Below are 24,076 nucleotides of genomic sequence, written 5' to 3'. Positions count from 1 at the left end.
TCATCATGTTGAAAGGCTACGGGGCAGTCATCCTCGACGGGGCGTGGCTGACGCTACAGCTCGCCCTGTCGTCGATGGCCCTGGCCATCGTGCTCGGCCTGATCGGTGTGGCGCTGCGTTTGTCGCCAGTGCGCTGGTTGGCCTGGCTGGGCGATCTGTATTCCACGGTGATCCGTGGTATTCCGGACCTGGTCCTGATCCTGCTGATCTTCTACGGCGGGCAAGACATCATCAACCGGGTGGCGCCGCTGCTCGGCTATGAAGACTATATCGATCTGAATCCGCTGATTGCGGGTATCGGTACCCTGGGCTTCATCTTTGGCGCCTACCTCTCGGAAACCTTCCGCGGGGCCTTCCTGGGCATTCCCAAGGGCCAGGCCGAGGCGGGCGTGGCGTATGGCATGAGCCCTCGCCAAGTGTTCTTCCGCATCCAGGTGCCGCAAATGATTCGCCTGGCCATTCCGGGCTTCACCAACAACTGGCTGGTGCTGACCAAGGCTACTGCGCTGATTTCGGTCGTCGGTCTGCAGGACATGATGTTCAAGGCCAAGCAGGCGGCTGACGCCACCCGCGAACCCTTCACCTTCTTCCTGGCAGTGGCGGCGCTGTACCTGGTGCTGACTAGTGTTTCGCTGCTGGCCCTGAAGTATCTGGAGCGCCGCTACTCGGTTGGCGTCAAGGTGGCTGAACTATGATCTTCGACTACAACGTCGTCTGGGAAGCGCTGCCGATGTACTTCGGCGGCCTGCTGACCACCCTGAAACTGCTGGCGATCTCGCTTTTCTTCGGCCTGTTGGCAGCCATTCCGCTGGGCCTGATGCGGGTATCCAGGCAGCCGGTGGTCAACCTTGCTGCATGGCTGTACACCTACGTCATCCGTGGCACGCCGATGCTGGTGCAGCTGTTCCTGATCTACTACGGCCTGGCCCAGTTCGAGGCGGTGCGCGAGAGTATCTTCTGGCCGCTGCTGTCCAGCGCCACCTTCTGCGCCTGCCTGGCGTTCGGCATCAATACCAGTGCCTACACCGCCGAAATCATTGCCGGCAGCCTCAAGGCGACGCCGCATGGCGAGATCGAGGCTGCCAAGGCCATGGGGATGTCGCGCATGAAAATGTACCGCCGCATCCTGCTGCCTTCGGCACTGCGTCGGGCACTGCCGCAGTACAGCAATGAAGTGATCATGATGCTGCAGACCACCAGCCTGGCGTCGATCGTCACCCTGATCGACATCACCGGTGCTGCGCGCACGGTCAATGCCCAGTACTACCTGCCTTTCGAGGCCTATATCACGGCGGGCGTGTTCTACCTGTGCCTGACCTTCATCCTGGTGCGCCTGTTCAAGATGGCCGAACGCCGCTGGCTCGGCTACCTGGCGCCGCGCAAGCACTGACCGCTTTGTGAGAATCGACAGCATGTACAAACTCGAAGTCCAAGACCTGCACAAGCGCTACGGCAGCCACGAAGTGCTCAAGGGCGTGTCGCTGGCGGCCAAGGCCGGCGACGTCATCAGCATCATCGGCTCCAGCGGTTCGGGCAAGTCGACCTTCCTGCGCTGCATCAACCTGCTGGAGCAGCCGCACGCCGGCAAGATCCTGCTCAACAACGAAGAGCTGAAGCTGGTCCCCGGCAAGGATGGTGCGTTGAAGGCCGCCGACCCGCGTCAATTGCAACGCATGCGCTCGCGCCTGTCGATGGTGTTCCAGCACTTCAACCTGTGGTCGCACATGACTGCGCTTGAGAACATCATCGAAGCGCCCGTGCACGTGCTGGGCGTGAACAAGAAGGAAGCCCTGGAAAAGGCCGAGCACTACCTGGCCAAGGTGGGTGTTGCCCATCGCAAGGATGCCTTCCCCGGGCATATGTCGGGGGGTGAGCAACAGCGTGTGGCAATTGCCCGGGCGCTGGCCATGGAGCCGGAGGTCATGCTGTTCGACGAGCCGACCTCGGCGCTTGACCCTGAGCTGGTGGGTGATGTGCTGAAGGTGATGCAGGCGCTGGCCCAGGAAGGTCGGACCATGGTGGTGGTGACCCACGAAATGGGCTTTGCCCGCGAGGTGTCCAACCAGTTGGTGTTCCTGCACAAAGGCCTGGTGGAAGAAACCGGCTGCCCGCGTGAAGTGCTGGCCAACCCGCAGTCGGAGCGCTTGAAGCAGTTCCTCTCCGGCAGCCTGAAGTAAAAGCTGCATTTTTGCACCAGAATAGGGCATGCTGCGCGGCGAGCGCAGCCTGACCCGGCGCACAGACTCGAACGACCTCAGGTTTCGGACCGCACCCTATGACCACCCAGCGAATCGGTTTTCTCATCTGGCCCAGCACCAGGCCTTTGACCCTGGCGTTGGCCGAGGAAGTGTTGCTGGTGGCGCAGCGTGTGCATCCGGATGTGGTCTACGAGTTGGTCTTCCTGCAGGCCGAGCCTGCGCAGGAAGGCGCCTGGCGGCTGCCGGGCGAGCCGTGGACCGGCCGCCTGGAGGGCTGCCACAAGCTCTTTCTGCTGGCCGACGAGCCGCCTGCGGCGATGGGGGCTGCCTTTTCAGCGGCGCTCAAGCAACTGGCGCGCAGTGGTTGCCTGATCGGTGGCCTGTCGGCCGGGGTGTATCCGCTGGCAATGCTGGGCCTGCTCGATGGGTACCGGGCAGCCGTGCACTGGCGCTGGCAGGATGACTTTGCCGAACGCTTCCCCAAGGTGATTGCCACCAGCCACCTGTTCGACTGGGATCGCGACCGACTGACCGCCTGCGGCGGTATGGCGGTGACCGACCTGCTGCTGGCGGTGCTGGCGCGGGATCACGGGGCGGAGTTGGCCGGGGCGGTGTCGGAAGAGCTGGTGGTAGAGCGCATCCGCGAGGGTGGCGAGCGCCAGCGTATTCCGCTGCAGAACCGCCTGGGCTCGAGTCACCCCAAGCTGACTCAGGCCGTGTTGCTGATGGAAGCCAACATCGAAGAGCCGCTGACCACCGACGAGATTGCCCAGCATGTGTGTGTGTCGCGTCGGCAGTTGGAGCGTATCTTCAAGCAGTACCTGAACCGCGTGCCCAGCCAGTACTACCTGGAGTTGCGGTTGAACAAGGCACGGCAGATGCTGATGCAGACCAGCAAGTCGATCATCCAGATCGGGCTGTCTTGTGGTTTCTCGTCGGGGCCGCATTTTTCCAGTGCCTACCGTAATTTCTTTGGTGCAACGCCGCGGGAAGACCGGAACCAGCGTCGCAGCAGCAGCCCGTTTGAATTGAGCTCGGCGCCGGCTGAAAAGGGCTGAGATTTCGGGTGGGTTCGGGGTGTATGCCTTGGGGTTGGTGTTGGAGCGCAAATCGAGCGCCGCCCACGCGGCGCTTCGCGGGTAAACCCGCTCCTACGTTTGTTTCGGGCCAGTTATGCCTGTGGCATTTGCGCGCGAACGCCTTGGCGCACACCTCGATATCCCGTCGAACAAACAAGGCGGTCGCGCGCGCCAGGCACAGGAGGGACTGGCCCGAAACAAACGTAGGAGCGGGTTTACCCGCGAAGCGCCGCGCGGGCGGCGCTCGATCTCCCCGTCAACACATCAACATCGCCGTACATCCTGCCCTCTCACAATCCTATGTGAACACCCGTACATCCTGCCCCCCCCCACAATCCTATGTGAACCCCCGTACATCCTGTCCCTCCCACAATCCTGTGTGAACACCCGTACACCCCGCCCCCTCACAAACCTATGTGAACACCCGTTCACCCAGCTCCCTCTCTCCCGTACACTGCGCGATTGCGACAGTGTTTGTCGCATTGCCGAAAGCCTTGTCAAAACTGGGTTTTGCGCTGTAACAAGTTGTCGCTTGGCCGCAAGGACAGGCGCGGATCAGTCCTTACAATCCCCCCATCGCTCGCCACTTCCAGGCCAGCGTTCCTCTTCAGGAGACTCAGATGTCCGTTGAGCAAGCCCCGGTGCAACGTGCCGATTTCGACCAGGTGATGGTCCCCAACTATTCTCCGGCGGCCTTCATTCCTGTGCGAGGCGAGGGTTCCCGTGTCTGGGACCAGTCGGGCCGCGAGCTGATCGACTTTGCAGGCGGCATCGCGGTCAATGCCCTGGGCCACTGCCACCCGGCACTGGTCAAGGCCCTGACTGAACAGGCCAACACCCTCTGGCACGTCTCCAACGTGTTCACCAACGAGCCGGCCCTGCGCCTGGCCCACAAGCTGGTGGACGCCACCTTTGCCGACCGCGCGTTCTTCTGCAACTCCGGCGCCGAGTCCAACGAGGCCGCTTTCAAGCTGGCCCGTCGTGTGGCGCATGACCGCTTCGGTCCGCAAAAGCACGAAATCATCGCCACCGTGAACAGCTTCCACGGTCGCACCCTGTTTACCGTCAGCGTGGGTGGCCAGCCGAAGTACTCCGATGGCTTTGGCCCGAAAATCACCGGTATCAGCCATGTGCCGTACAACGACCTGGAAGCGTTGAAGGCACAGATTTCCGACAAGACCTGCGCCGTGGTGATCGAGCCGATCCAGGGCGAGAGTGGCGTGGTGCCGGCCGACAAGGCCTACCTGGAAGGCGCGCGCAAGCTGTGTGACGAGCACAACGCTCTGCTGATCTTCGACGAAGTGCAGACGGGCGTGGGCCGTACCGGCTCGCTGTATGCCTACCAGCACTACGGCGTGACACCGGACATTCTGACCAGTGCCAAGAGCCTGGGCGGCGGTTTCCCGATTGGCGCCATGCTGACCACCACCGAGCTGGCCAAGCACCTGGCCGTTGGCACCCACGGCACCACCTATGGCGGCAACCCGCTGGGCTGCGCCGTTGCCTGCGCGGTGCTGGACGTGGTCAACACCCCGGAAACCCTGGCCGGTATCAAGGCTAAGCACGAGCGCTTCAAAACCCGCCTGGAACAGATCGGCCAGCAGTACAACCTGTTCAGCCAGGTGCGTGGTGTCGGCTTGCTGCTGGGCTGTGTCCTGACCGAGGCCTGGAAAGGCAAGGCCAAGGACGTGCTCAATGCTGCCGAGAAAGAAGGCGTGATGGTGCTGCAGGCCGGCCCGGACGTGGTCCGCTTCGCGCCAAGCCTGGTAGTTGAAGACGCCGACATCGACGAAGGCCTGGACCGCTTCGAACGCGCTGTGGCCACACTGACCAAAGGCTGATCCGCCAGCGGTCCTTTCGCCGGCCCTGGCGCAGCCTCAGCCCGAGGCTGATCCGGGTCGGCGATACCCGATTCCAGTGCAGGTGCCTGGGTGCCTGCCGTTTTTCCGTGCCGACGTGAATGGCCCGTATTCCAAAGGAGTGACACCATGCTGGTGATGCGCCCCGCGCAAATGGCTGATCTGAACGACGTGCAGCGCATGGCTGCAGACAGCCCCATTGGTGTCACCTCGCTGCCGGACGACACTGCTCGTCTGGGCGACAAGATTGCCGCCTCTGAGACATCCTTCGCCGCCGAGGTCAGCTTCAACGGTGAAGAGAGTTACTTTTTCGTGCTCGAAGACAGCGAAACGGGCAAGCTGGCCGGCTGCTCGGCCATCGTCGCTTCGGCTGGGTACTCCGAGCCGTTCTACAGTTTTCGTAACGAAACATTCGTGCACGCCTCACGCGAGCTGAAGATACACAACAAGATCCATGTGCTGTCGCTGTGTCACGATCTGACCGGCAACAGCCTGCTGACCAGCTTCTATGTGGCGCCGGAGCTGGTGAACAGTGGCTGGGCCGAGCTCAACTCGCGCGGCCGGCTGCTGTTCATGGCCGCGCACCCGGAGCGCTTTGCCGATTCGGTGGTCACCGAGATCGTCGGCTTCAGCGACGAGCAGGGTGAATCGCCGTTCTGGGATGCCATCGGCCGCAACTTCTTCGACCTCAACTATGCCGACGCCGAGCGCCTGTGCGGCCTGAAGAGCCGTACCTTTCTCGCCGAGCTGATGCCGCATTACCCGATCTACGTGCCGTTGTTGCCAGACCTGGCGCAGGAAGCCATGGGCCAGGTACATCCGCGGGCACAGATCACCTTCGACATACTCATGCGCGAAGGCTTCGAGACCGAGCACTACATCGACATCTTCGACGGTGGCCCGACCCTGCATGCGCGCACCTCTGGCATCCGCTCGATCGCCCAGAGCCGGGTTGTACCGGTGAAGATCGAAGAGACCCCGGTCAAAGGCGGGCGCCCGTACCTGGTGTGCAACGGCCTGTTGCAGGACTACCGCGCGGTGTTGCTGGACCTGGACTGGGTGCCTGGCAAGCCGGTCAGCCTGAGCGTGGCGGCAGCCGACGCGCTGGGCGTGGGTGAGGGCGCCAGCGTGCGCCTGGTCGCGGTTTGAGGTCTGGCAACAGACGTTTCGGGCTTGATGCGTTAGCAGAGTTTCGCGCCGGCCGATGCCGCCGCACAAGGAGATAGCATGATCGTTCGTCCTGTACGCAGCAGCGATTTGCCTGCGTTGATCGAATTGGCACGCAGCACCGGCACCACCGGGCTGACCACGCTGCCGGCCAACGAAGAGCGCCTGGGGCATCGCGTTGGTTGGGCGGAAAAAAGCTTTCGTGGCGAAGCCGAGCGTGGCGACACCGATTACCTGTTCGTGCTGGAAAACGACGAAGGTCTGGTGGTGGGCATCAGTGCCATCGCCGGCGCCGTCGGCCTGCGTGAGCCCTGGTACAACTACCGGGTCGGCCTGACTGTCAGCGCCTCGCAGGAGCTGAAGATCTATCGCGAAATCCCGACGCTGTTCCTGGCCAACGACCTGACCGGCAACTCCGAGCTGTGCTCGCTGTTCCTGCGCAGCGACTACCGCTCGGGCCTCAATGGCCGGCTGCTGTCGCGCGCGCGCATGCTGTTCATTGCCGAGTTCCCCGAGCTGTTCGGCAAGAAGATCATTGCCGAAATGCGCGGCATGTCTGACGAGCAGGGCCGTTCGCCGTTCTGGGAAAGCCTGGGTCGGCATTTCTTCAAGATGGAGTTCAGCCAGGCCGACTACCTCACCGGCGTGGGCAACAAGTCGTTCATCGCCGAGCTGATGCCCAAGTTCCCGCTGTACACCTGCTTCCTGTCCGAAGCGGCGCGCAGTGTGATCGGCCGTGTGCACAAAGACACCGAGCCGGCGCTGGCCATGCTCAAGCAGGAAGGCTTCAACTACCAGGGCTACGTCGACATCTTCGATGCCGGCCCGGCCATCGAGTGTGACACTGCCAAGATCCGCGCCGTGCGCGAGAGCCAGACCCTGGTGCTGGCGGTAGGTACGCCAGGCGATGACGCGACCCCTTTCATCATCCACAACCGCAAGCGCGACGACTGTCGCATCACTGCTGCACCTGCACGGTTGGCCGCCGGCACCCTGGTGGTCGACCCGTTGACCGCCAAACGCCTGCGCATGGGCGTTGGCGACAATGTCCGCGCGGTGCCGCTGTCGGCCAGCCGGGAGGCCCAGTAAATGACCACGCATTACATCGCAGGCAATTGGCAGGCCGGCCAGGGCGAAACCCTGCAGTCGCTCAACCCGGTGACCCAGGCCGTGATCTGGCAAGGGCAGGGCGCTGACGCCAGCCAGGTCGACGCCGCCGTGCAGGCCGCGCGGCAGGCCTTTCCGGCCTGGGCGCAATTGAGCCTGGAGGCACGTATCGATGTGCTGGAGAAGTTTGCCGCGCAGCTGAAAGTGCATGCCGAGGCCATGGCCCAGTGCATTGGCGAGGAAACCGGGAAGCCGCTGTGGGAATCTGCGACTGAAGTCACCAGCATGATCAACAAGGTGGCGATTTCGGTACAGAGCTACCGCGAGCGCACCGGCGAAAAGAGTGGGCCTCTGGCCGATGCCACGGCTGTTCTGCGGCACAAGCCTCACGGCGTCGTGGCGGTGTTCGGCCCGTACAATTTCCCCGGGCACCTGCCCAATGGCCATATCGTGCCGGCGCTGCTGGCAGGCAACTGCGTGGTGTTCAAACCCAGCGAGCTGACCCCCAAGGTCGCTGAGCTTACCGTCAACTGCTGGATTGCTGCCGGCCTGCCGGCGGGTGTGCTGAACCTGGTGCAGGGCGCACGCGAAACCGGTGTGGCGCTGGCCGCCAACCCAGGTATCGATGGCCTGTTCTTCACCGGCTCCAGCCGCACCGGCAACCTGTTGCATCAACAGTTCGCAGGCCGCCCAGACAAGATTCTGGCCCTGGAAATGGGGGGTAACAACCCGCTCGTGGTGGACGAGGTCAAGGACCTCGACGCGGCGGTGTATACCATTATCCAGTCGGCGTTCATTTCCGCCGGCCAACGCTGCACTTGCGCGCGGCGCCTGCTGGTACCGCAAGGCGCCTGGGGCGATGCACTGATCGCGCGCCTGGTCGAGGTGTGCAAAACCATCACGGTGGGGGCGTTCGATGAACAGCCGGCGCCTTTCATGGGCTCGGTGATTTCGCTGCAGGCGGCTCGGGCGCTGCTTGCCGCCCAGGCCGAACTGGCTGCCAAAGGTGGCGTGAAACTGCTGGAAATGACTCAGCCACAGGCCGATGCTGCACTGCTGACTCCGGGCATTGTCGATGTCACCGCCGTGGCTGACCGCCCGGACGAAGAGTTTTTCGGCCCGCTGTTGCAGGTGATCCGCTACGCCGACTTCGATGCTGCCATCGATGAAGCCAACAACACCCAGTATGGCCTGGCCGCTGGCTTATTGTCTGATTCGCGAGCCCGCTACCAGTACTTCTGGCTGCGCAGTCGCGCGGGCATCGTCAACTGGAACAAACAGCTGACGGGGGCTGCCAGCAGCGCGCCGTTCGGTGGAGTGGGAGCCAGTGGCAACCATCGCGCCAGTGCCTATTACGCAGCCGACTACTGCGCTTACCCCGTGGCTTCGCTGGAGACCGCCAGCCTTGCCTTGCCGGCGACCCTGACGCCGGGCGTCACCCTATAACAACAGGTCACGGAGCCTAGCCGATGAAATCCTATGAAGTGAATTTTGATGGCCTGGTGGGGCCTACCCACAACTATGGCGGCCTGTCTTACGGTAACGTGGCTTCGCAGAGCAATAGCCAGCAGGCGTCCAACCCGCGTGAGGCAGCGCGCCAGGGCCTGGCGAAGATGAAAGCGCTGGCCGACATGGGCTTCAAGCAGGGTGTTCTGGCGCCACAAGAGCGCCCGGACGTGGCGGCGCTGCGCCGCCTGGGGTTCAGTGGCAGCGATGCCGAAGTTATCCAGCGCGCCGCCCGCGAGGCCATGCCGTTGCTGGTGGCCAGTTGCTCGGCCTCGAGCATGTGGGTGGCCAACGCCGCAACAGTCAGCCCGAGTGCCGACACTGCTGACGGTCGCGTGCACTTCACCGCCGCCAACCTCAACTGCAAATATCACCGCAGCATCGAGCACCCGACCACCAGCCGCGTGCTGGGCGCCATGTTCAACGACGAGAAATACTTTGCCCACCACGCCGCGCTGCCTGCCGTGGCACAGTTCGGTGACGAGGGCGCGGCCAACCACACGCGCTTCTGCCGCGCCTATGGCGAGGCTGGCGTGGAGTTCTTTGTCTACGGCCGCAGTGCCTTCGACAGCCGTTACCCGGCGCCACAGAAGTACCCGGCCCGACAAACCCTGGAGGCTTCGCAAGCTGTGGCCCGGCTGCACGGCCTGAGCGATGACGGTGTGGTCTACGCTCAACAGAACCCGGCGGTGATCGACCAGGGTGTGTTCCACAATGATGTGATTTCGGTGGGTAACGGCGAGGTGCTGTTCTACCACGAGGACGCGTTTCTCGAGACCGACGCGGTACTTGGGCAGCTGCGAGCTAAACTGGCCAGCAAGAGTGGCAACTTCCAGGCCATCTGCGTGCCCAGGGCAGCGGTGGCGGTGGAGGACGCGGTGCGTTCCTACCTGTTCAACAGCCAGCTGCTCAGCCGCGACGATGGTTCGATGCTGTTGGTCGTGCCGGAAGAGTGCCGCAACAACGAGCGGGTCTGGGCCTATCTGGGCCAGCTGACCAGCCAGGGAGGCCCGGTGAAGGAGGTCAAGGTGTTCGACCTCAAGCAAAGCATGCAGAACGGCGGCGGCCCGGCCTGCCTGCGTTTGCGCGTGGCTTTGAAGGAAGCGGAGCTGGCGGCGGTCAACCAAGGCGTTATCATGACGGCCACGCTGTATGACACGCTGCTGCAGTGGGTCGACAGGCACTACCGCGATCGCCTTGGCGAAGCAGACCTGGCTGACCCGCAACTGCTGGTGGAATGCCGTACGGCACTGGACGAATTGACCCAGATCCTGAAGTTGGGCTCGGTGTATCCGTTCCAACGCCAACCTTGAAGAGAGACTCTGTAATGACCGACGCCTTGCGCCTGATCCTCGAAGATGAAGACGGCACCCAGCTGGAAACATCCTGCACCCGCTTTGCTGTGGTCTGGCAAGGCAAGGAAGTGTGGATTCAGCAGGATGGCCGTGGCCAGTTGCTGATCGGCGTGGATGTCGAGGAAGACGACACCGAGTATGCCAACTTGCTGCTGCGCCCGATGGCCACCAATCTGGTCAGCCTGCAGCTGGAAATGGAACCGGCAGAACTTGGCGAAGACGACGATCACGTTCATGGCCCTGACTGCGGTCACCACCACTAAGGAAGCACCTATGCTCGCCCTTGGCAAATTGCTTGAGCTGACCCTCACCGATCACGAACCGGCCGAGAAGACCCAAGTGACACCCAAGGGCGCGCGTTTGCGATGGCTGGGGGAGGGCGCGCTCGAAGTGCGCCCGGCCGAAAGCGACGATTGCGGGCTGGACTTGCTGTTGTCCGCCGGCATTCATGGCAATGAAACAGCGCCGATCGAATTGCTCGAGCGGCTGCTGCACGGCGTGGCCAACGGCAAGATCAGGCCCAGGGCACGGGTGCTGTTCCTGTTCGGCAACCCGGCGGCGATCCGCAAGGGCGAGCGCTTTATCGAACAGGACATCAACCGCTTGTTCAATGGCCGCCATGAGCTGTCCAGCGGTTTCGAAGCATTGCGTGCTGCCGAGCTGGAACAGTTCGCCCGGGTGTTCTTCAGCAAGCCAGGGCGCAACCGCCTGCATTACGACCTGCATACTGCCATCCGCGGTTCGAAGATCGAGCAATTCGCCTTGTACCCTTATAAAGAGGGACGCAAGCACTCCCGTCGCGAACTGGCGCGCCTGGCGGCGGCAGGTATGGAGGCGGTGTTGCTGCAAAGCAAGTCGTCCATCACCTTCAGCGCTTTCACCTACGAGCAACTTGAGGCTGAAGCTTTCACCCTGGAGTTGGGCAAGGCCCGTCCGTTCGGCCAGAACGAGCAGGTGAACCTCGACAAGCTCGAAGAGCGGCTGATCCGCATCATCGAGGCTACCGAGCCAGAGGACGAAAGTTCGCTGGATGGCCTGCAGCTGTTCAGTGTTTCCCGCGAAATCATCAAGCACAGCGACAGCTTCCACCTGCACCTGCCGGCGGACATCGAAAACTTCTCCGAGCTGAGCAAGGGTTACCTGCTGGCTGAAGACCTGGCCGAGATGCGCTGGGTGGTCGAGGAGGAGGGTGCGCGCATCATCTTCCCCAACCCCAAGGTCAAGAACGGCTTGCGCGCCGGCATTCTGATCGTGCCGGATTCGGGGCAGCGCCTGGGGTGAGAGCGGTGTCGCCTGTTTCGCGGGTGAACCCGCTCCTACGAGATATGTGCAAGGTCTGAATGTGGCGCCGTGCCCGTAGGAGCGGGTTTACCCGCGAAACAGGCGACACAGTTTCGGATCCTATCCTTGATGAAAACCCTTTAATTCACCGCCTGTTCCATTTTCCCCTCCCTTGAGCGGTAATTGGCTTGCCAGTGGCGAAACACAGGATTTAGCATCCGGTCATGTCGTTTTCGTTTGCATAGCCCGAAAAACCGTCCAAACGATGGCTTCTATCGTATAAACACACTGCATCGAGACTGCAGGACCGATATAATGCGGCCCTTTGCCGTCGTTTCGTCGACGCGTTTGCCCAACAGGGCCGCCGTTTCCGTGGAAGAACCTATGAAAAGCGCAGAAATCCGTGAAGCCTTCCTTCGCTTCTTCGAAGAGCAGGGACATACCCGAGTCGCCTCCAGTTCGCTGATCCCGAACAACGACCCGACCCTGCTGTTCACCAACGCAGGCATGAACCAGTTCAAGGACTGCTTCCTCGGTGCGGAGAAGCGCGCCTACACGCGTGCTGTCAGCAGCCAGAAGTGCGTGCGTGCCGGTGGCAAGCACAACGACCTGGAAAACGTCGGTTACACCGCGCGTCACCACACCTTCTTCGAAATGCTGGGCAACTTCAGCTTCGGCGACTATTTCAAGCGCGACGCCATTACCTTTGCCTGGACCTTCCTGACGTCTGAGCAGTGGCTGAACCTGCCCAAGGAAAAGCTCTGGGTCACCGTCTACGCCACCGACGACGAAGCCTACGACATCTGGACCAAGGAAGTCGGCGTGCCGGCCGAGCGCATGGTGCGCATCGGCGATAACAAGGGCGCCCCGTACGCCTCCGACAACTTCTGGACCATGGGCGATACCGGCCCGTGCGGCCCGTGCACCGAGATTTTCTACGATCACGGCCCGGATATCTGGGGTGGTCCACCCGGCTCGCCAGAAGAAGACGGTGACCGCTACATCGAGATCTGGAACAACGTCTTCATGCAGTTCAACCGCACTGCCGACGGTGTGTTGCACCCGCTGCCAGCGCCGTCGGTGGACACCGGCATGGGCCTGGAGCGTGTCAGCGCCGTGCTGCAGCACGTGCATTCGAACTACGAGATCGACCTGTTCCAGAACCTGCTGGCTGCCGCAGCCAAGGCCATCGGTTGCAGCAATGACGGCCAGGCTTCGCTGAAAGTGGTCGCCGACCACATCCGTTCGTGCGGCTTCCTGATTGCCGACGGCGTGCTGCCGTCCAACGAGGGCCGTGGCTACGTGCTGCGCCGCATCATTCGCCGCGCTTGCCGTCACGGCAACAAGCTGGGCGCCAAGGGCAGCTTCTTCTACCAGATCGTTGCCGCACTGGCCGCTGAAATGGGCGAAGCCTTCCCGGAGCTGAAGAGCCAGCAAGCGCACATCGAGCGCGTGCTCAAGGCCGAGGAAGAGCAGTTCGCCAAGACCCTGGAGCAGGGCCTGCGCATCCTCGAGCAAGACCTGGCCCAGCTGAAAGGCGACGTGGTACCGGGCGACGTGGTGTTCAAGCTGTACGACACCTATGGCTTCCCGATGGACCTGACTGCCGACATCGCTCGTGAGCGTGAGCTGACCATCGACGAAGCCGGCTTCGAGCGTGAAATGGACGCACAGCGTGAGCGCGCCCGTTCTGCCAGCGCGTTCGGCATGGATTACAACAGCGTGGTCAAGGTCGACAGCGCCACCGAGTTCCTCGGTTACGACGCCACCGAGGGCCAGGGCAAGATCATCGCCCTGTACAAGGACGGCCAATCCGTTGACCAGCTGGGTGAAGGCGAGCAGGGCGTTGTGGTGCTCGACCGCACGCCGTTCTACGCCGAGTCCGGTGGTCAGGTCGGTGACAGCGGCTTCCTGCAGGCGGGTGCTGCACGCTTCGACGTGCGTGATACCACCAAGACCGGCGGCGCCTTCCTGCACCACGGCGTGGTGGCCAGCGGTGCGCTGGTGATCGGTTCGCCAGTCGAGGCCAAGGTCGATGCCGACGTACAGCACGCCACCTCGTTGAATCACTCCGCCACCCACCTGCTGCACGAAGCATTGCGCCAGGTACTGGGCGAGCATGTACAGCAGAAGGGCTCGCTGGTCGACAGCCAGCGCCTGCGTTTCGACTTCAGCCACTTCGAAGCGGTGAAGCCGGAGCAGATCAAGCAGCTGGAAGACATCGTCAACCGCGAGATTCGCAAGAACACCCCGGTTGAAACCGAACTGACCGACATCGAAACTGCCAAGGCCAAAGGCGCAATGGCGCTGTTCGGCGAGAAATACGGCGACACCGTGCGTGTGCTGAGCATGGGCGGTGATTTTTCGGTGGAGTTGTGCGGCGGTATCCACGCCAAGCGCACCGGTGACATCAGCCTGTTCAAGATCATCAGCGAAGGCGGCGTAGCCTCTGGCGTGCGCCGTATCGAAGCCGTAACCGGTGCCGCTGCGCTGGCCTACCTGAACGCTGCCGAAGAGCAGGTCAAGGAAGCCGCGCAACTGGTCAAGGGTAACCGCGACAACCTGATCGACAAGCTGTCGGCTGTGCTTGAGCGCAACCGCCAGCTGGAGAAGCAGCTGGAACAGCTGCAGGCCAAGGCCGCCAGCGCCGCCGGGGACGATCTCTCCAACGCGGCTGTTGAGGTCAAGGGTGCCAAGGTCCTCGCCGCCCGCCTGGATGGGCAGGATGGCAAGGCCCTGCTGGCCCTGGTCGATCAGCTGAAGAACAAGCTCGGCCACGCAGTGATCCTGCTGGGCAGCGAGCATGAGGGCAAGGTTGTGCTGGTGGCCGGCGTGACCAAGGACCTCTCCAGCCAACTCAAGGCTGGCGATCTGATGAAACAAGCCGCTGCGGCGGTGGGTGGCAAGGGCGGCGGCCGTCCGGACATGGCCCAGGGTGGTGGCGTCGACGTCGCTGCGCTGGACCAGGCCCTGGCGCTGGCCGTGCCATTTGCAGAGCAGGGACTTTGAGATGAAGGGGTGGATGGTCCAGTGGTCACGCAGGCCACTCCCGTCCACCCCTTCATGTTGGATTGTTTTTTGGGGCCCTGTATGGGCTGAGGCACCATTGAAATGGCGTTGATCGTACAGAAATTTGGCGGCACCTCTGTCGGTTCCATCGAGCGGATCGAGCAGGTAGCCGAAAAGGTCAAGAAACACCGTGAAGCGGGCGACGACCTGGTGGTTGTGCTGTCGGCCATGAGCGGTGAAACCAATCGCCTGATCGACCTGGCCAAGCAGATCACCGATCAGCCGGTTCCTCGTGAACTGGACGTGATCGTGTCGACGGGTGAGCAGGTCACCATTGCCCTGCTGACCATGGCCTTGATCAAGCGTGGTGTGCCAGCGGTGTCCTACACCGGCAACCAGGTGCGTATTCTCACCGACAGCTCGCACAACAAGGCGCGCATTCTGCAAATCGACGACCAGAAGATTCGTGCCGACCTCAAGGAAGGCCGCGTGGTCGTGGTTGCAGGCTTCCAGGGCGTCGACGAGCACGGCAGCATCACTACCCTGGGTCGTGGTGGCTCTGATACCACCGGCGTGGCCCTGGCGGCGGCGCTGAAGGCTGATGAGTGCCAGATCTACACTGATGTTGATGGCGTCTACACCACCGACCCGCGCGTCGTGCCACAGGCTCGTCGCCTGGAGAAGATCACCTTCGAAGAGATGCTGGAAATGGCCAGCCTTGGTTCCAAGGTGCTGCAGATCCGTTCGGTGGAGTTCGCCGGCAAGTACAACGTTCCGCTGCGCGTGCTGCACAGCTTCAAGGAGGGTCCGGGTACCCTCATTACCATTGATGAAGAGGAATCCATGGAACAGCCGATCATTTCCGGTATCGCCTTCAACCGTGATGAAGCAAAGCTGACCATTCGCGGCGTGCCGGATACCCCGGGCGTGGCCTTCAAGATCCTCGGCCCGATCAGCGCTTCGAACATCGAAGTCGACATGATCGTGCAGAACGTTGCTCACGATAACACCACCGACTTCACCTTCACCGTGCACCGCAACGAGTACGAGAAGGCGCAGAGCGTGCTGGAAAACACTGCGCGCGAAATCGGCGCCCGTGAAGTGATCGGCGACACCAAGATCGCCAAGGTCTCGATCGTTGGCGTCGGCATGCGTTCGCACGCCGGTGTTGCCAGCTGCATGTTCGAAGCCCTGGCCAAGGAGAGCATCAACATCCAGATGATCTCCACTTCCGAGATCAAGGTTTCGGTGGTGCTCGAAGAGAAGTACCTGGAGCTGGCCGTACGCGCGCTGCATACCGCGTTCGATCTGGATGCTCCTGCCCGACAGGGCGAGTAAGGCGCTGCCTGGAAGGGCGCGGCTTGCCGCGCCCTTCGCGTTTCTGCTCGCCGCGCAGGTCCTGTCCTGCCTTGTGCGGCGAGTAACCGGGGCCATGGTCGTCGTCCGCGACCCGGGCCCGATATCCAAGACTGTTACCCCTGAATGTTTTGCGTAAGGAGAAAGCTATGTTGATTCTGACTCGTCGGTGCGCCGAGAGCCTGATCATTGGAGACGGCGAGATCACCGTGACGGTGCTTGGCGTCAAAGGCAACCAGGTGCGTATTGGCGTGAGCGCCCCGAAAGAAGTGGCAGTTCACCGCGAGGAAATCTACCTGCGGATCAAGAAGGAGAAGGATGAAGAGCCAAGCCTTTAATTTTTTTGAAGTTTTTTTCAAAAAAAGGGTTGCAAAGGTGAAAGAGGTTCTTTAATATTCGCCTCGTGTTGCGGTGAGGTGGCCGAGTGGCCGAAGGCGCTCCCCTGCTAAGGGAGTATACCTCATAAGGGTATCGGGGGTTCGAATCCCCCCTTCACCGCCATTATTTGCGTAGGGCGCTGTAAACGGTAGGAACGCTAAGTAGTTGTTTTATAATGAAAAGCTTCTTGCAATAATGTTTCAGCGACCTATAATGCGCGGCAAGACACGGACTCATAGCTCAGCTGGATAGAGTACTCGGCTACGAACCGAGCGGTCGCAGGTTCGAATCCTGCTGAGTCCGCCACTTTTGAAGTGGCTTTGTTTGCAAGGCTGCTTCAATCAACCAGCGGTATCTGGTCTAAAACTGCCAATCGCGGACTCATAGCTCAGCTGGATAGAGTACTCGGCTACGAACCGAGCGGTCGCAGGTTCGAATCCTGCTGAGTCCGCCACTTTTTGAAGTGGTTCTGCTTGCAAAGCCATTTCAGTCAACCAGCGGTAATCTGGTTTAAAACTGCCAATCGCGGACTCATAGCTCAGCTGGATAGAGTACTCGGCTACGAACCGAGCGGTCGCAGGTTCGAATCCTGCTGAGTCCGCCACTTTTTGAAGTGGTTCTGCTTGCAAAGCCATTTCAGTCAACCAGTGGTAATCTGGTCTAAAACTACCACCACGGACTCATAGCTCAGCTGGATAGAGTACTCGGCTACGAACCGAGCGGTCGCAGGTTCGAATCCTGCTGAGTCCGCCATACCCCATCAAGAAGCCCGCTCGATTGAGCGGGCTTTTTGTTTGTGCGCCAATGAATTCTTGAGTCTGCCGATCTACGCTCTTCTGTAATGATTGCGGTGTAGTTTGGAGCCGCTGAGCGGCCTCAAAATCAAATGTGCTTTCCCATCCACAACAACCGTCGCACTGATAGCTTCGAGCGTTGTCCCAGCTTTATCACGCAAACGATTGTTCTGGCCAAAAATTTAAGCGATCTAACAGCTTTAGCAGTGTATGATTGCGCCCGTCAGCCCCGCCGGGGCTTGTGGAAAACCACCATGGACTTACCCAGTAGTTACTCGCTAACACGATTCATACAGAAAGATCTGACCGATTGATTCCCTCGGCGTGCTCCGCTGCTGGGAGTGGAGTTCGCCTATGACCGAAGTAGAAGTTAAAAAAGCGCAAGAAAGCCTGCAGGATCGCCTGGCCCAGGTGGTCGAACTGCTGCAGCGCCAGCGCATGGTCGAAGACCTGACCCATCGCCAGGAAGGCGCGCACAACGACCTGGTGGAAAACCTGGTCCACCGCCAGAACCTCGTCGAGCTGCAGCGCAAGCTCGATGACCTGCACCCCGCCGACATCGCCTACATCCTCGAAGCCTTGCCCCTGGAAGATCGCCTGACGGTCTGGCAGCTGGTGCGCTCGGAGCGCGATGGCGACATCCTGCTGGAAGTTTCCGATTCGGTTCGCCAATCGCTGATCGCCGACATGGACGATCACGAGCTGCTGGCTGCCGCCAAGGAGATGGACGCCGACGAACTGGCCGACCTCGCCCCAGAGCTGCCGCGTGACGTTGTTCACGAGCTGATGGAAACCCTCGATGCCCAGCAACGCGAGCGGGTGCGTTCGGCGCTGAGCTACGACGAGGAGCAGGTTGGTGCGCTGATGGACTTCGAGATGGTCACCATCCGCGAAGACGTCAGCCTGGAAGTGGTGCTGCGCTACCTGCGCCGCCTGAAAGAACTGCCGAACCACACCGACAAATTGTTCGTGGTCGATTACGACGGCATCCTCAAGGGGGTATTGCCGATCAAGCGCCTGCTGGTCAACGACCCGGAGAAGAAGGTGGCGGAGGTCATGGCGACCGACCCTGTCTCCTTCCAGCCCGAGGAAGATGCCTACGATGCAGCGCAGGCTTTCGAGCGTTATGACCTGGTATCCGCCCCGGTGGTGGACAAGAGCGAACGCCTGATCGGCCGTCTGACCATCGACGAAATGGTTGACCTGATCCGTGAGGAAAGCGAGAGCGAAGTCCTCAACATGGCGGGTCTGCGTGAAGAGGAAGATATTTTCGCCTCGGTCTGGCGTTCGTTCCGCAACCGTTGGGCGTGGCTGGCAATCAACCTCATTACCGCGTTCGTTGCTTCGCGAGTGATCGGGTTGTTCGAAGGTTCGATTGAAAAGCTGGTGGCGTTGGCTGCGTTGATGCCGATCGTTGCGGGTATTGGTGGTAACTCTGGTAACCAGACCATCACCATGATCGTCCGCGCCATGGCCCTGGACCAAGTGTCGCCAGGCAATACCAGCCGCTTGATGCGCAAGGAGTTGGCGGTGTCGCTGATCAACGGCCTGGTTTGGGGCGGCGTGATTGGTGCGGTGGCTTTCTGGCTGTATGGCAGCTGGTCGCTGGGGGTGGTGATGACCGCGGCGATGACCTTGAACTTGTTATTGGCGGCGCTGATGGGCGTGCTGATCCCGATGACCTTGGCCCGCTTGGGGCGCGACCCTGCGATGGGGGCGAGTGTGATGATCACTGCGGTGACCGACAGCGGTGGTTTCTTCATCTTCCTTGGGCTGGCCACGCTGTTCCTGTTGTAAGCCAGTCCTCCCTGTGGGAACAATCCCGCAGGGAAATGGCCTTGCTGCCAGTAAGACGCCCACAAAAAAGCCAGCTTACGCTGGCTTTTTCGTGTTCGCTGCAGCCCCTCAGGAGGCGTCTGCGGCCATTTCCACATCGTGAGCGATGAGGGCGACCAGAGCGTTCTGCTGGCGGTGGGACAGTTGGCGGAAACGCTGCAGCAACTCGCGCTCATGCAGGGACAGTTCAGGGCTGTCCAGGCGCATGCTCAGTTCGTCACCCAGCGCACCTTCCTGGATAAGGCTCTGTTCCAGGCGTGCAATGATCTCGGAGTTCATGCTGCGGTGGTGGTTGCGTGCTACCTCGGCAATGCGCTCACGCATTCCGTCAGGCAGGCGGACGACGAACTTGTCAGCAGTGCGGCTCGAATAAATAGCCTGTTTCATTGGGCGCATATAAATTGACCAGAGTTTGGTTCAGGGGAAGCGGTTCTCAAATTGGCCGCACGGGATGGAAGTACGACCGTGGCGACGACAAAATGTTCAACCGCCAGTGAAAAATGGATGCTCATCTTGCCTCATGGTCGCCGTTTGCTTGGCGTCAATTATGTGACAAATAGTGATCCGGATAAAGGCTTTATGCCAGTACCAATTATCAGAAATGAGCACTGGTTTGAAAAGTTTTACATGCTCTGGCTAGCCTGGCCGTCAGTCTTTTGCCGTCAACAATCGGTAAAACGCAGAAAAATGCCCAGAAAAGCCCTAGAATGCGCCGGTTCCCTCCATAGAGCATAGTGGCTATGCAACATGACGCAAGCGACCGCCGATCAGGGACGGGCCGGTTGATATTTCTGGTTGGGCCGTCGGGTTCCGGGAAAGATTCCCTGATCGACGCGTCGCGTGAGCAACTGGCCGCCGCCGGGGTAGAAATTGCCCGCCGGGTCATCACCCGTTCGGCCGAAGCCAAGGGCGAAGCTGCCCAAGGGGTCACGCCTGAGCAGTTTGATACCTTGCGTGCGCAGGGTGCGTTTGCCATGCACTGGCGGGCCAATGGCCTGGACTATGGCATACCCCGGCAGGTGGACCAGTGGTTGGCGGCGGGGAGGGCAGTGCTGGTGAATGGCTCGCGGGCTTATCTGCCAGAGGCCCGTCAGCGCTATCCGGATTTGTTGGCCGTGTTGGTCGAGGTCAAGCCTGAGGTGCTGCGCCAGCGCTTGCTGGCCCGGGGTCGGGAAAGCGCAGAAGAAGTGGAGCAGCGCCTGGCGCGCAGCGCACGCTTGCAAGCTGCAGCCGACCCGTCGGTGCATGTGCTGGATAATTCTTCCACACTGGAGGCGGCGGTCGCCGCATTCGTTTCGCTGCTTCGCGATCAGGGCGTGCTACCGCGGGGATAGCAGCCGCAGAAAAGGATTACGCGAAAAAGCCCAGTTCAGGCATGACAAACGCCAGCATGCTGGTTAACATGCTGGCCATCCCGCTGTGCAGCGCTCGCTGCCGGTCGTAGCGTCTCAGTAGCTCAATTGGATAGAGCATCCCCCTCCTAAGGGGAAGGTTGCAGGTTCAATTCCTGCCTGGGACGCCATTCTCGTCATTCCCATTATTGTCTCCGTCGCCTTTGTCGCCGCCGTGCTGCTGTTGACAGCACCTGCGCGTGGCCAGCGCTGTCATGCATCACGTTCGTGGGCTAACACCGCGCTTGACGCCAGCCGCTGGCGCATCAGGAAGTACCCCGCCACCACCAGCAATACCGTCAGCACCGTGAACCAGAACTGAAAACGCGATGCCGGGTCGAACGCCTGGGTGCCGATGACTGCCAGCAAGGCGAACAGCGCAATGATATTGGTGTAGGGGAACAGCCAGGCACGGAAGGCGTTTGCGGCGACCGCTTCGTGGCGGGTTTTCACGCGCATGGCCACGTGGGCGATGATGATGAAGATCCATACGACCATGACCAGGCTGCCGGTACTCTTGGCCAAGGTCATGAACAGGTCGCCGCCACTGATAAAGTGCACGGTCAGGATCATCGTGCAGATCGACAGGCTCAGCAGCAGTGCATTGATCGGTACGCCCTTGGCACTGGTGCGTGAGAACAGCTTGGGCGCGTGACCGCGCTGGCTCAGCGAGAACAGCATGCGTGAGTTGGAGAACATGAACGAGTTCATCACCGACATGAACGAGACGAACAGCACCAGTTTCATGGCCACTGCAGCACCACCGAACCCGGCCAGGCTGAACAGCGAAACATAGGGCGAGGCCAGGTTGGCCTTGTCGGTCCAGGGCAGGCAAAGGATCAGGATCGACACAGAACCTACGTAGAACAGCATCACCCGCAGTATCACGCTCTTGATCGCGCGGATCACGTTTTGTCGCGGGTTCTCTGACTCACCCGCGGCCACAGCGGCAATTTCGCTGCCGCCCAGGGAGAAAATGACCACGATAACGCCGGCCATCACCGGTGACAGGCCGTTGGGCATGAAGCCGTCATGGGCGGTGAGGTTGATCAGGCCGGGGGCGGGAATCTCACTGTGCAGGCCGAGCAGGATCGAGACGCCCAGCAGCATGAAGATGAGGATGGTGGCGACCTTCATCGCAGCCAGCCAATACTCTACTTCGGCAAACGAACGCACCGAGTAGGCGTTGCTGGCCATGAGTGTCACCAGCATCAGGAAGGCGCCTGCCCAGATCGGTAGCCAGGGCAGGAAGTCATGCAGAATGGCGCCCAGCAGTACCGCTTCCAGGGTGATGGTCATCATCGACTTGAACCAGTACAGCCAGCCGACCGCAAACCCAGCCCAGTCGCCGAGGTAGGTGTTGGCGTAGGTCGGGAACGACCCTGCATCCGGGTTGCGGCAGGCCATTTCGCCCAGCATGAACATGACCAGGGTGACCACCAGGCCACCAATGAAATACGACAGTATGGCCGCGGGCCCTGCCGATGCGATCAGTGAGCCCGAGCCCATGAACAGCCCTGCACCGATCACCCCACCCAGCGCGATCATGGTGATATGCCGCTGCTTGAGGCTTTGCTTCAAACCGTGTGATTGCATTTCCTTGTCCTCTCTTATTTTAGGGGGGATCCGGCATCGTTCCCCTACGCAGGCATCGTCATGCGCCTGCGTCCACGCGTGGCAAATAGCTACCAGCCTGCCACCCTGGACAATAAGGCCAAGGACCTCAAACGAATTCTCTGCACAACATCCTGCCGATTTTTCCTGAGACCGGTCATGGCGCCGGTAGCGGTGCAGTTGGCGAAGCCATGCACCACCTGAACATCGACGCCACCGGACGCCTTCAAACCGTTCAGGCTGGTTCGCCTTGGACGAACCGCGGCGCTCTCCTTACCGGCCGCTGCCACTCCCTCATACCGGGCGTGCCGCTTGTTGCTCTTCACCCACACCGCCGTCCACCTTGGCGACCTGCTCTTGCGCTTTCTCCTCGATCTTGCGCTCGATGTCATCTTTCATGCGCTGGGCGATCAACTCGTCGACCTTTGCTTTCATTTCGGGCGGCAGGGCGTCGTACTCTTCTTCGGTCAGGCCTATTTCACGCAGCAGTTTTTCCTTGATCATCTCGCCGGGCGACTTGGACATGAAGTCGTGAAATTCCTGTCGGGCAGTCTTGGGCGGCAGTGGTTCTCCGATGACCGGCTCGGTGGTCGCAGAACCCAGGTTTTGCAGCATCACCTTGAATTTGGCAAAGGCTTCTGCACGAGCATCCTCAGCGTTTTGCTGAGCGGTGCTGCCCCCGCTCTGTTGTTGGCTCGCCGTGTTGGCGGTGGTTATTGGCGTGCGCAGCGGTGCAATCTGGGCCACTGTCTGCTCATCGCTGGTGTACCGAGGCTGGTGGAGCGTGGGCTGCCAGCTGACGCCGTTAGGGGCGATTATCATGTTTCCTCCTTGGAAATCTCGTTGGCAGCTACCAAGCGCAAAAGCCATGCCAGCGCTGTGCCGGTCGAAATCAGGGCGTTGGCGCTATTTCGGTTGCACGCGGGTGGGCATATGCTTGCCCGTGATAGGCATCATCTTGCCGCTCGCGGCAATCAACACCACTGTCGGCAGCCCCTTGATCGGAGCGCAGTTGCTGGGCATCAGGGAGAGCGTCCATGAGTCAAGACACCAGGCCGGTACCTGCCGGCTTCAGTGAACAGCAGTTGCACACCTTGTTCGATTTGATCAGCGATGGCATCTGGGACTGGAATGCCAATACCGGTTACGTCTATCGCAACCCGGGCTGGTACAGCATGCTGGGTTATGCCAGCCACTCCATGGCCAACTCGGTATTTACCTGGGAAAGCGTGATCCATCCCGAAGACTACCCACGGGTAATGGCCCATTTCGAGGCCTATATCAATCACCGCAACGAGCGCTACCGCATTGAATACCGTTGCCGTTGTCAGGACGGCAGCTACATCTGGATCGAAGACAGCGGCTACATCATCGCGCATAACGAGGACGGTTCCGTGGCGCGCATGCTGGGTGCGCACCGCAATATCGACGCTGGCAAGCGTTTGGTGTCTCAACTGGAACAGAAGAACCAGTCGCTGGAGTTTCAGGTGGCCGAACGCACTCGTGAGTTGTCCTGGGTGAACCAGCAGTTGCAGCGGCAACTGGACGAAAACCGTGAATTGGCCGAACGCGATGCGTTGACCCGTGTCGCCAACCGTTACCGGCTGGAGAGCGCGTTGCAGCTGGAGTGCCAGCGCGCCCAGCGCTTCCGCCAGCCGTTGTCGCTGATTGCCATGGACATGGATGATTTCAAGCCGATCAACGACCGCTACGGTCACGCCCGTGGCGATGCGGCGCTGGTCCGGGTGGCCGAAAGCCTGCGCACCTGCTTGCGCGAACTGGACCTGCTGGCGCGCTGGGGCGGCGACGAGTTCGTCATCGTGCTGCCGCAGACCGCGCTGGGGGAGGCGCTGGATGTGGCAGCGCGCTTGCGTCAGGTGCTGGAGCAGGTGGAGCCGGTGGGTGATTGCCGGCTGACCATGAGCTATGGCGTGGTGCAATGGCTGGAAGGGGAGGACCAGCACGCGCTGCTGGCGCGTGCCGACAAGGCGCTCTACAGGGCCAAGGGGACAGGCAAGAACGCAATTGCCGAGTAGCTAGCCCCTCAAAGAGTGTGCGGTTCTCTGGAGGCTTAGGGTTCTCTGGAGGCTTAGATGGCCTGAATGAAAAAAGACCCGCAGCGCCTCTCGGCGCAGCGGGCCAAATC

20 protein-coding genes and 6 tRNA genes are annotated in these 24,076 nt (G+C 61.1%); 23 read left to right on the top strand and 3 right to left on the bottom strand.

Annotated features, from left to right (window positions below):
* Positions 1-5 precede the first annotated feature (5 nt).
* The 20 genes from N5D53_RS21310 (at position 6) to mgtE (ending at position 18,886) form a co-directional block, all read left to right on the top strand.
* Complete coding sequence (locus tag N5D53_RS21310) at positions 6-695, top strand: ABC transporter permease (RefSeq protein WP_003254523.1); 690 nt, start codon at positions 6-8, stop codon at positions 693-695.
* Positions 692-1,390, top strand: a complete 699-nt coding sequence (locus N5D53_RS21305) for an ABC transporter permease (protein ID WP_003254520.1) — start codon at positions 692-694, stop codon at positions 1,388-1,390. Before N5D53_RS21310 ends, N5D53_RS21305 begins: the two co-directional genes overlap by 4 nt.
* Positions 1,391-1,412: 22 nt before the next feature.
* Positions 1,413-2,177 (top strand): arginine/ornithine transport ATP-binding protein AotP, encoded by a 765-nt coding sequence (gene aotP / locus N5D53_RS21300; RefSeq protein WP_014590100.1) that lies wholly within the window; start codon positions 1,413-1,415, stop codon positions 2,175-2,177.
* Between the two features lie 98 nt (positions 2,178-2,275).
* Positions 2,276-3,256 carry a transcriptional regulator ArgR gene (argR, locus tag N5D53_RS21295; RefSeq protein WP_004576734.1) on the top strand — a complete coding sequence of 327 codons (981 nt, stop codon included), beginning with the start codon at positions 2,276-2,278 and terminating at the stop codon, positions 3,254-3,256.
* Between the two features lie 641 nt (positions 3,257-3,897).
* The gene (locus N5D53_RS21290; RefSeq protein WP_064493124.1) at positions 3,898-5,118 is read left to right on the top strand and encodes an aspartate aminotransferase family protein; all 1,221 of its coding nucleotides are present in this window, start codon (positions 3,898-3,900) and stop codon (positions 5,116-5,118) included.
* Between the two features lie 147 nt (positions 5,119-5,265).
* Positions 5,266-6,285, top strand: coding sequence for an arginine/ornithine succinyltransferase subunit alpha (gene aruF, locus N5D53_RS21285; RefSeq protein ID WP_064493123.1), 1,020 nt, complete (start codon positions 5,266-5,268; stop codon positions 6,283-6,285).
* Between the two features lie 78 nt (positions 6,286-6,363).
* Positions 6,364-7,392, top strand: a complete 1,029-nt coding sequence (astA, locus tag N5D53_RS21280) for an arginine N-succinyltransferase (protein WP_003254513.1) — start codon at positions 6,364-6,366, stop codon at positions 7,390-7,392.
* Positions 7,393-8,856 carry a succinylglutamate-semialdehyde dehydrogenase gene (astD, locus tag N5D53_RS21275; RefSeq protein ID WP_020191888.1) on the top strand — a complete coding sequence of 488 codons (1,464 nt, stop codon included), beginning with the start codon at positions 7,393-7,395 and terminating at the stop codon, positions 8,854-8,856. It abuts the gene before it with no gap.
* Positions 8,857-8,879: 23 nt separating this feature from the next.
* Positions 8,880-10,229, top strand: a complete 1,350-nt coding sequence (astB, locus tag N5D53_RS21270; protein ID WP_104886530.1) for an N-succinylarginine dihydrolase — start codon at positions 8,880-8,882, stop codon at positions 10,227-10,229.
* A gap of 14 nt (positions 10,230-10,243) precedes the next feature.
* Positions 10,244-10,534, top strand: coding sequence for a topoisomerase II (locus N5D53_RS21265; protein WP_003254508.1), 291 nt, complete (start codon positions 10,244-10,246; stop codon positions 10,532-10,534).
* Between the two features lie 10 nt (positions 10,535-10,544).
* On the top strand, positions 10,545-11,552 hold the full coding sequence (astE, locus tag N5D53_RS21260) for a succinylglutamate desuccinylase (RefSeq protein ID WP_010955173.1): 1,008 nt from the start codon (positions 10,545-10,547) through the stop codon (positions 11,550-11,552).
* A 384-nt stretch (positions 11,553-11,936) separates the two neighbouring features.
* Positions 11,937-14,561 (top strand): alanine--tRNA ligase, encoded by a 2,625-nt coding sequence (alaS, locus tag N5D53_RS21255; protein WP_064493121.1) that lies wholly within the window; start codon positions 11,937-11,939, stop codon positions 14,559-14,561.
* A 102-nt stretch (positions 14,562-14,663) separates the two neighbouring features.
* Positions 14,664-15,899, top strand: coding sequence for an aspartate kinase (locus N5D53_RS21250; protein ID WP_003254504.1), 1,236 nt, complete (start codon positions 14,664-14,666; stop codon positions 15,897-15,899).
* Between the two features lie 167 nt (positions 15,900-16,066).
* The gene (csrA, locus tag N5D53_RS21245) at positions 16,067-16,255 is read left to right on the top strand and encodes a carbon storage regulator CsrA (protein WP_003254503.1); all 189 of its coding nucleotides are present in this window, start codon (positions 16,067-16,069) and stop codon (positions 16,253-16,255) included.
* 72 nt (positions 16,256-16,327) lie between these two features.
* Positions 16,328-16,418 (top strand) — tRNA-Ser (locus N5D53_RS21240).
* A gap of 106 nt (positions 16,419-16,524) precedes the next feature.
* Positions 16,525-16,601: transfer RNA gene (locus N5D53_RS21235), tRNA-Arg, on the top strand.
* A gap of 71 nt (positions 16,602-16,672) precedes the next feature.
* Positions 16,673-16,749 (top strand) — tRNA-Arg (locus N5D53_RS21230).
* A gap of 73 nt (positions 16,750-16,822) precedes the next feature.
* Positions 16,823-16,899, top strand: a tRNA-Arg gene (locus N5D53_RS21225).
* Positions 16,900-16,971: 72 nt separating this feature from the next.
* A tRNA-Arg gene (locus tag N5D53_RS21220) sits at positions 16,972-17,048 on the top strand.
* A 395-nt stretch (positions 17,049-17,443) separates the two neighbouring features.
* Positions 17,444-18,886 carry a magnesium transporter gene (mgtE, locus tag N5D53_RS21215; RefSeq protein WP_003254500.1) on the top strand — a complete coding sequence of 481 codons (1,443 nt, stop codon included), beginning with the start codon at positions 17,444-17,446 and terminating at the stop codon, positions 18,884-18,886.
* Between the two features lie 108 nt (positions 18,887-18,994).
* Here the strand turns inward: mgtE and N5D53_RS21210 are convergent, their stop codons facing one another.
* Complete coding sequence (locus N5D53_RS21210) at positions 18,995-19,321, bottom strand: Arc family DNA-binding protein (protein ID WP_003254499.1); 327 nt, start codon at positions 19,319-19,321, stop codon at positions 18,995-18,997.
* Positions 19,322-19,665: 344 nt separating this feature from the next.
* On the opposite strand from N5D53_RS21210, the gene phnN reads away from it, so the two are divergent.
* Positions 19,666-20,259 carry a phosphonate metabolism protein/1,5-bisphosphokinase (PRPP-forming) PhnN gene (phnN, locus tag N5D53_RS21205; RefSeq protein WP_064493120.1) on the top strand — a complete coding sequence of 198 codons (594 nt, stop codon included), beginning with the start codon at positions 19,666-19,668 and terminating at the stop codon, positions 20,257-20,259.
* Positions 20,260-20,370: 111 nt separating this feature from the next.
* Positions 20,371-20,447, top strand: a tRNA-Arg gene (locus N5D53_RS21200).
* Between the two features lie 82 nt (positions 20,448-20,529).
* Here N5D53_RS21200 and N5D53_RS21195 read toward each other — a convergent pair.
* Both N5D53_RS21195 and N5D53_RS21190 read right to left on the bottom strand, forming a co-directional pair.
* Positions 20,530-21,912 carry an amino acid permease gene (locus N5D53_RS21195; protein WP_279840744.1) on the bottom strand — a complete coding sequence of 461 codons (1,383 nt, stop codon included), beginning with the start codon at positions 21,910-21,912 and terminating at the stop codon, positions 20,530-20,532.
* A 312-nt stretch (positions 21,913-22,224) separates the two neighbouring features.
* The gene (locus N5D53_RS21190; protein ID WP_104961037.1) at positions 22,225-22,752 is read right to left on the bottom strand and encodes a hypothetical protein; all 528 of its coding nucleotides are present in this window, start codon (positions 22,750-22,752) and stop codon (positions 22,225-22,227) included.
* A 215-nt stretch (positions 22,753-22,967) separates the two neighbouring features.
* On the opposite strand from N5D53_RS21190, the gene N5D53_RS21185 reads away from it, so the two are divergent.
* Positions 22,968-23,966, top strand: a complete 999-nt coding sequence (locus N5D53_RS21185) for a diguanylate cyclase (protein WP_129932595.1) — start codon at positions 22,968-22,970, stop codon at positions 23,964-23,966.
* Positions 23,967-24,076 lie beyond the last annotated feature (110 nt).

The sequence above is a fragment of the Pseudomonas sp. GD03862 genome (assembly GCF_029840855.1).
In the GTDB taxonomy this organism is placed as follows: Bacteria; Pseudomonadota; Gammaproteobacteria; order Pseudomonadales; family Pseudomonadaceae; genus Aquipseudomonas; species Aquipseudomonas alloputida.
Note: the sequence above shows the minus strand (reverse complement) of the source record. Positions and strands in the feature narration are given on the sequence as shown.

Bases quoted from the DNA above. Each gene is read 5' to 3' on its own strand.
- N5D53_RS21195 (WP_279840744.1), bottom strand. From the start codon at position 21,912: ATGCAATCACACGGTTTGAAGCAAAGCCTCAAGCAGCGGCATATCACC.
- astE (WP_010955173.1), top strand. From the start codon at position 10,545: ATGCTCGCCCTTGGCAAATTGCTTGAGCTGACCCTCACCGATCACGAA.
- aotP (WP_014590100.1), top strand. From the start codon at position 1,413: ATGTACAAACTCGAAGTCCAAGACCTGCACAAGCGCTACGGCAGCCAC.
- astA (WP_003254513.1), top strand. From the start codon at position 6,364: ATGATCGTTCGTCCTGTACGCAGCAGCGATTTGCCTGCGTTGATCGAA.
- N5D53_RS21290 (WP_064493124.1), top strand. From the start codon at position 3,898: ATGTCCGTTGAGCAAGCCCCGGTGCAACGTGCCGATTTCGACCAGGTG.
- mgtE (WP_003254500.1), top strand. From the start codon at position 17,444: ATGACCGAAGTAGAAGTTAAAAAAGCGCAAGAAAGCCTGCAGGATCGC.
- argR (WP_004576734.1), top strand. From the start codon at position 2,276: ATGACCACCCAGCGAATCGGTTTTCTCATCTGGCCCAGCACCAGGCCT.
- N5D53_RS21265 (WP_003254508.1), top strand. From the start codon at position 10,244: ATGACCGACGCCTTGCGCCTGATCCTCGAAGATGAAGACGGCACCCAG.
- N5D53_RS21185 (WP_129932595.1), top strand. From the start codon at position 22,968: ATGAGTCAAGACACCAGGCCGGTACCTGCCGGCTTCAGTGAACAGCAG.
- phnN (WP_064493120.1), top strand. From the start codon at position 19,666: ATGCAACATGACGCAAGCGACCGCCGATCAGGGACGGGCCGGTTGATA.
- astB (WP_104886530.1), top strand. From the start codon at position 8,880: ATGAAATCCTATGAAGTGAATTTTGATGGCCTGGTGGGGCCTACCCAC.
- aruF (WP_064493123.1), top strand. From the start codon at position 5,266: ATGCTGGTGATGCGCCCCGCGCAAATGGCTGATCTGAACGACGTGCAG.
- N5D53_RS21305 (WP_003254520.1), top strand. From the start codon at position 692: ATGATCTTCGACTACAACGTCGTCTGGGAAGCGCTGCCGATGTACTTC.
- astD (WP_020191888.1), top strand. From the start codon at position 7,393: ATGACCACGCATTACATCGCAGGCAATTGGCAGGCCGGCCAGGGCGAA.
- N5D53_RS21210 (WP_003254499.1), bottom strand. From the start codon at position 19,321: ATGCGCCCAATGAAACAGGCTATTTATTCGAGCCGCACTGCTGACAAG.
- alaS (WP_064493121.1), top strand. From the start codon at position 11,937: ATGAAAAGCGCAGAAATCCGTGAAGCCTTCCTTCGCTTCTTCGAAGAG.
- N5D53_RS21190 (WP_104961037.1), bottom strand. From the start codon at position 22,752: ATGATAATCGCCCCTAACGGCGTCAGCTGGCAGCCCACGCTCCACCAG.
- N5D53_RS21250 (WP_003254504.1), top strand. From the start codon at position 14,664: ATGGCGTTGATCGTACAGAAATTTGGCGGCACCTCTGTCGGTTCCATC.
- N5D53_RS21310 (WP_003254523.1), top strand. From the start codon at position 6: ATGTTGAAAGGCTACGGGGCAGTCATCCTCGACGGGGCGTGGCTGACG.
- csrA (WP_003254503.1), top strand. From the start codon at position 16,067: ATGTTGATTCTGACTCGTCGGTGCGCCGAGAGCCTGATCATTGGAGAC.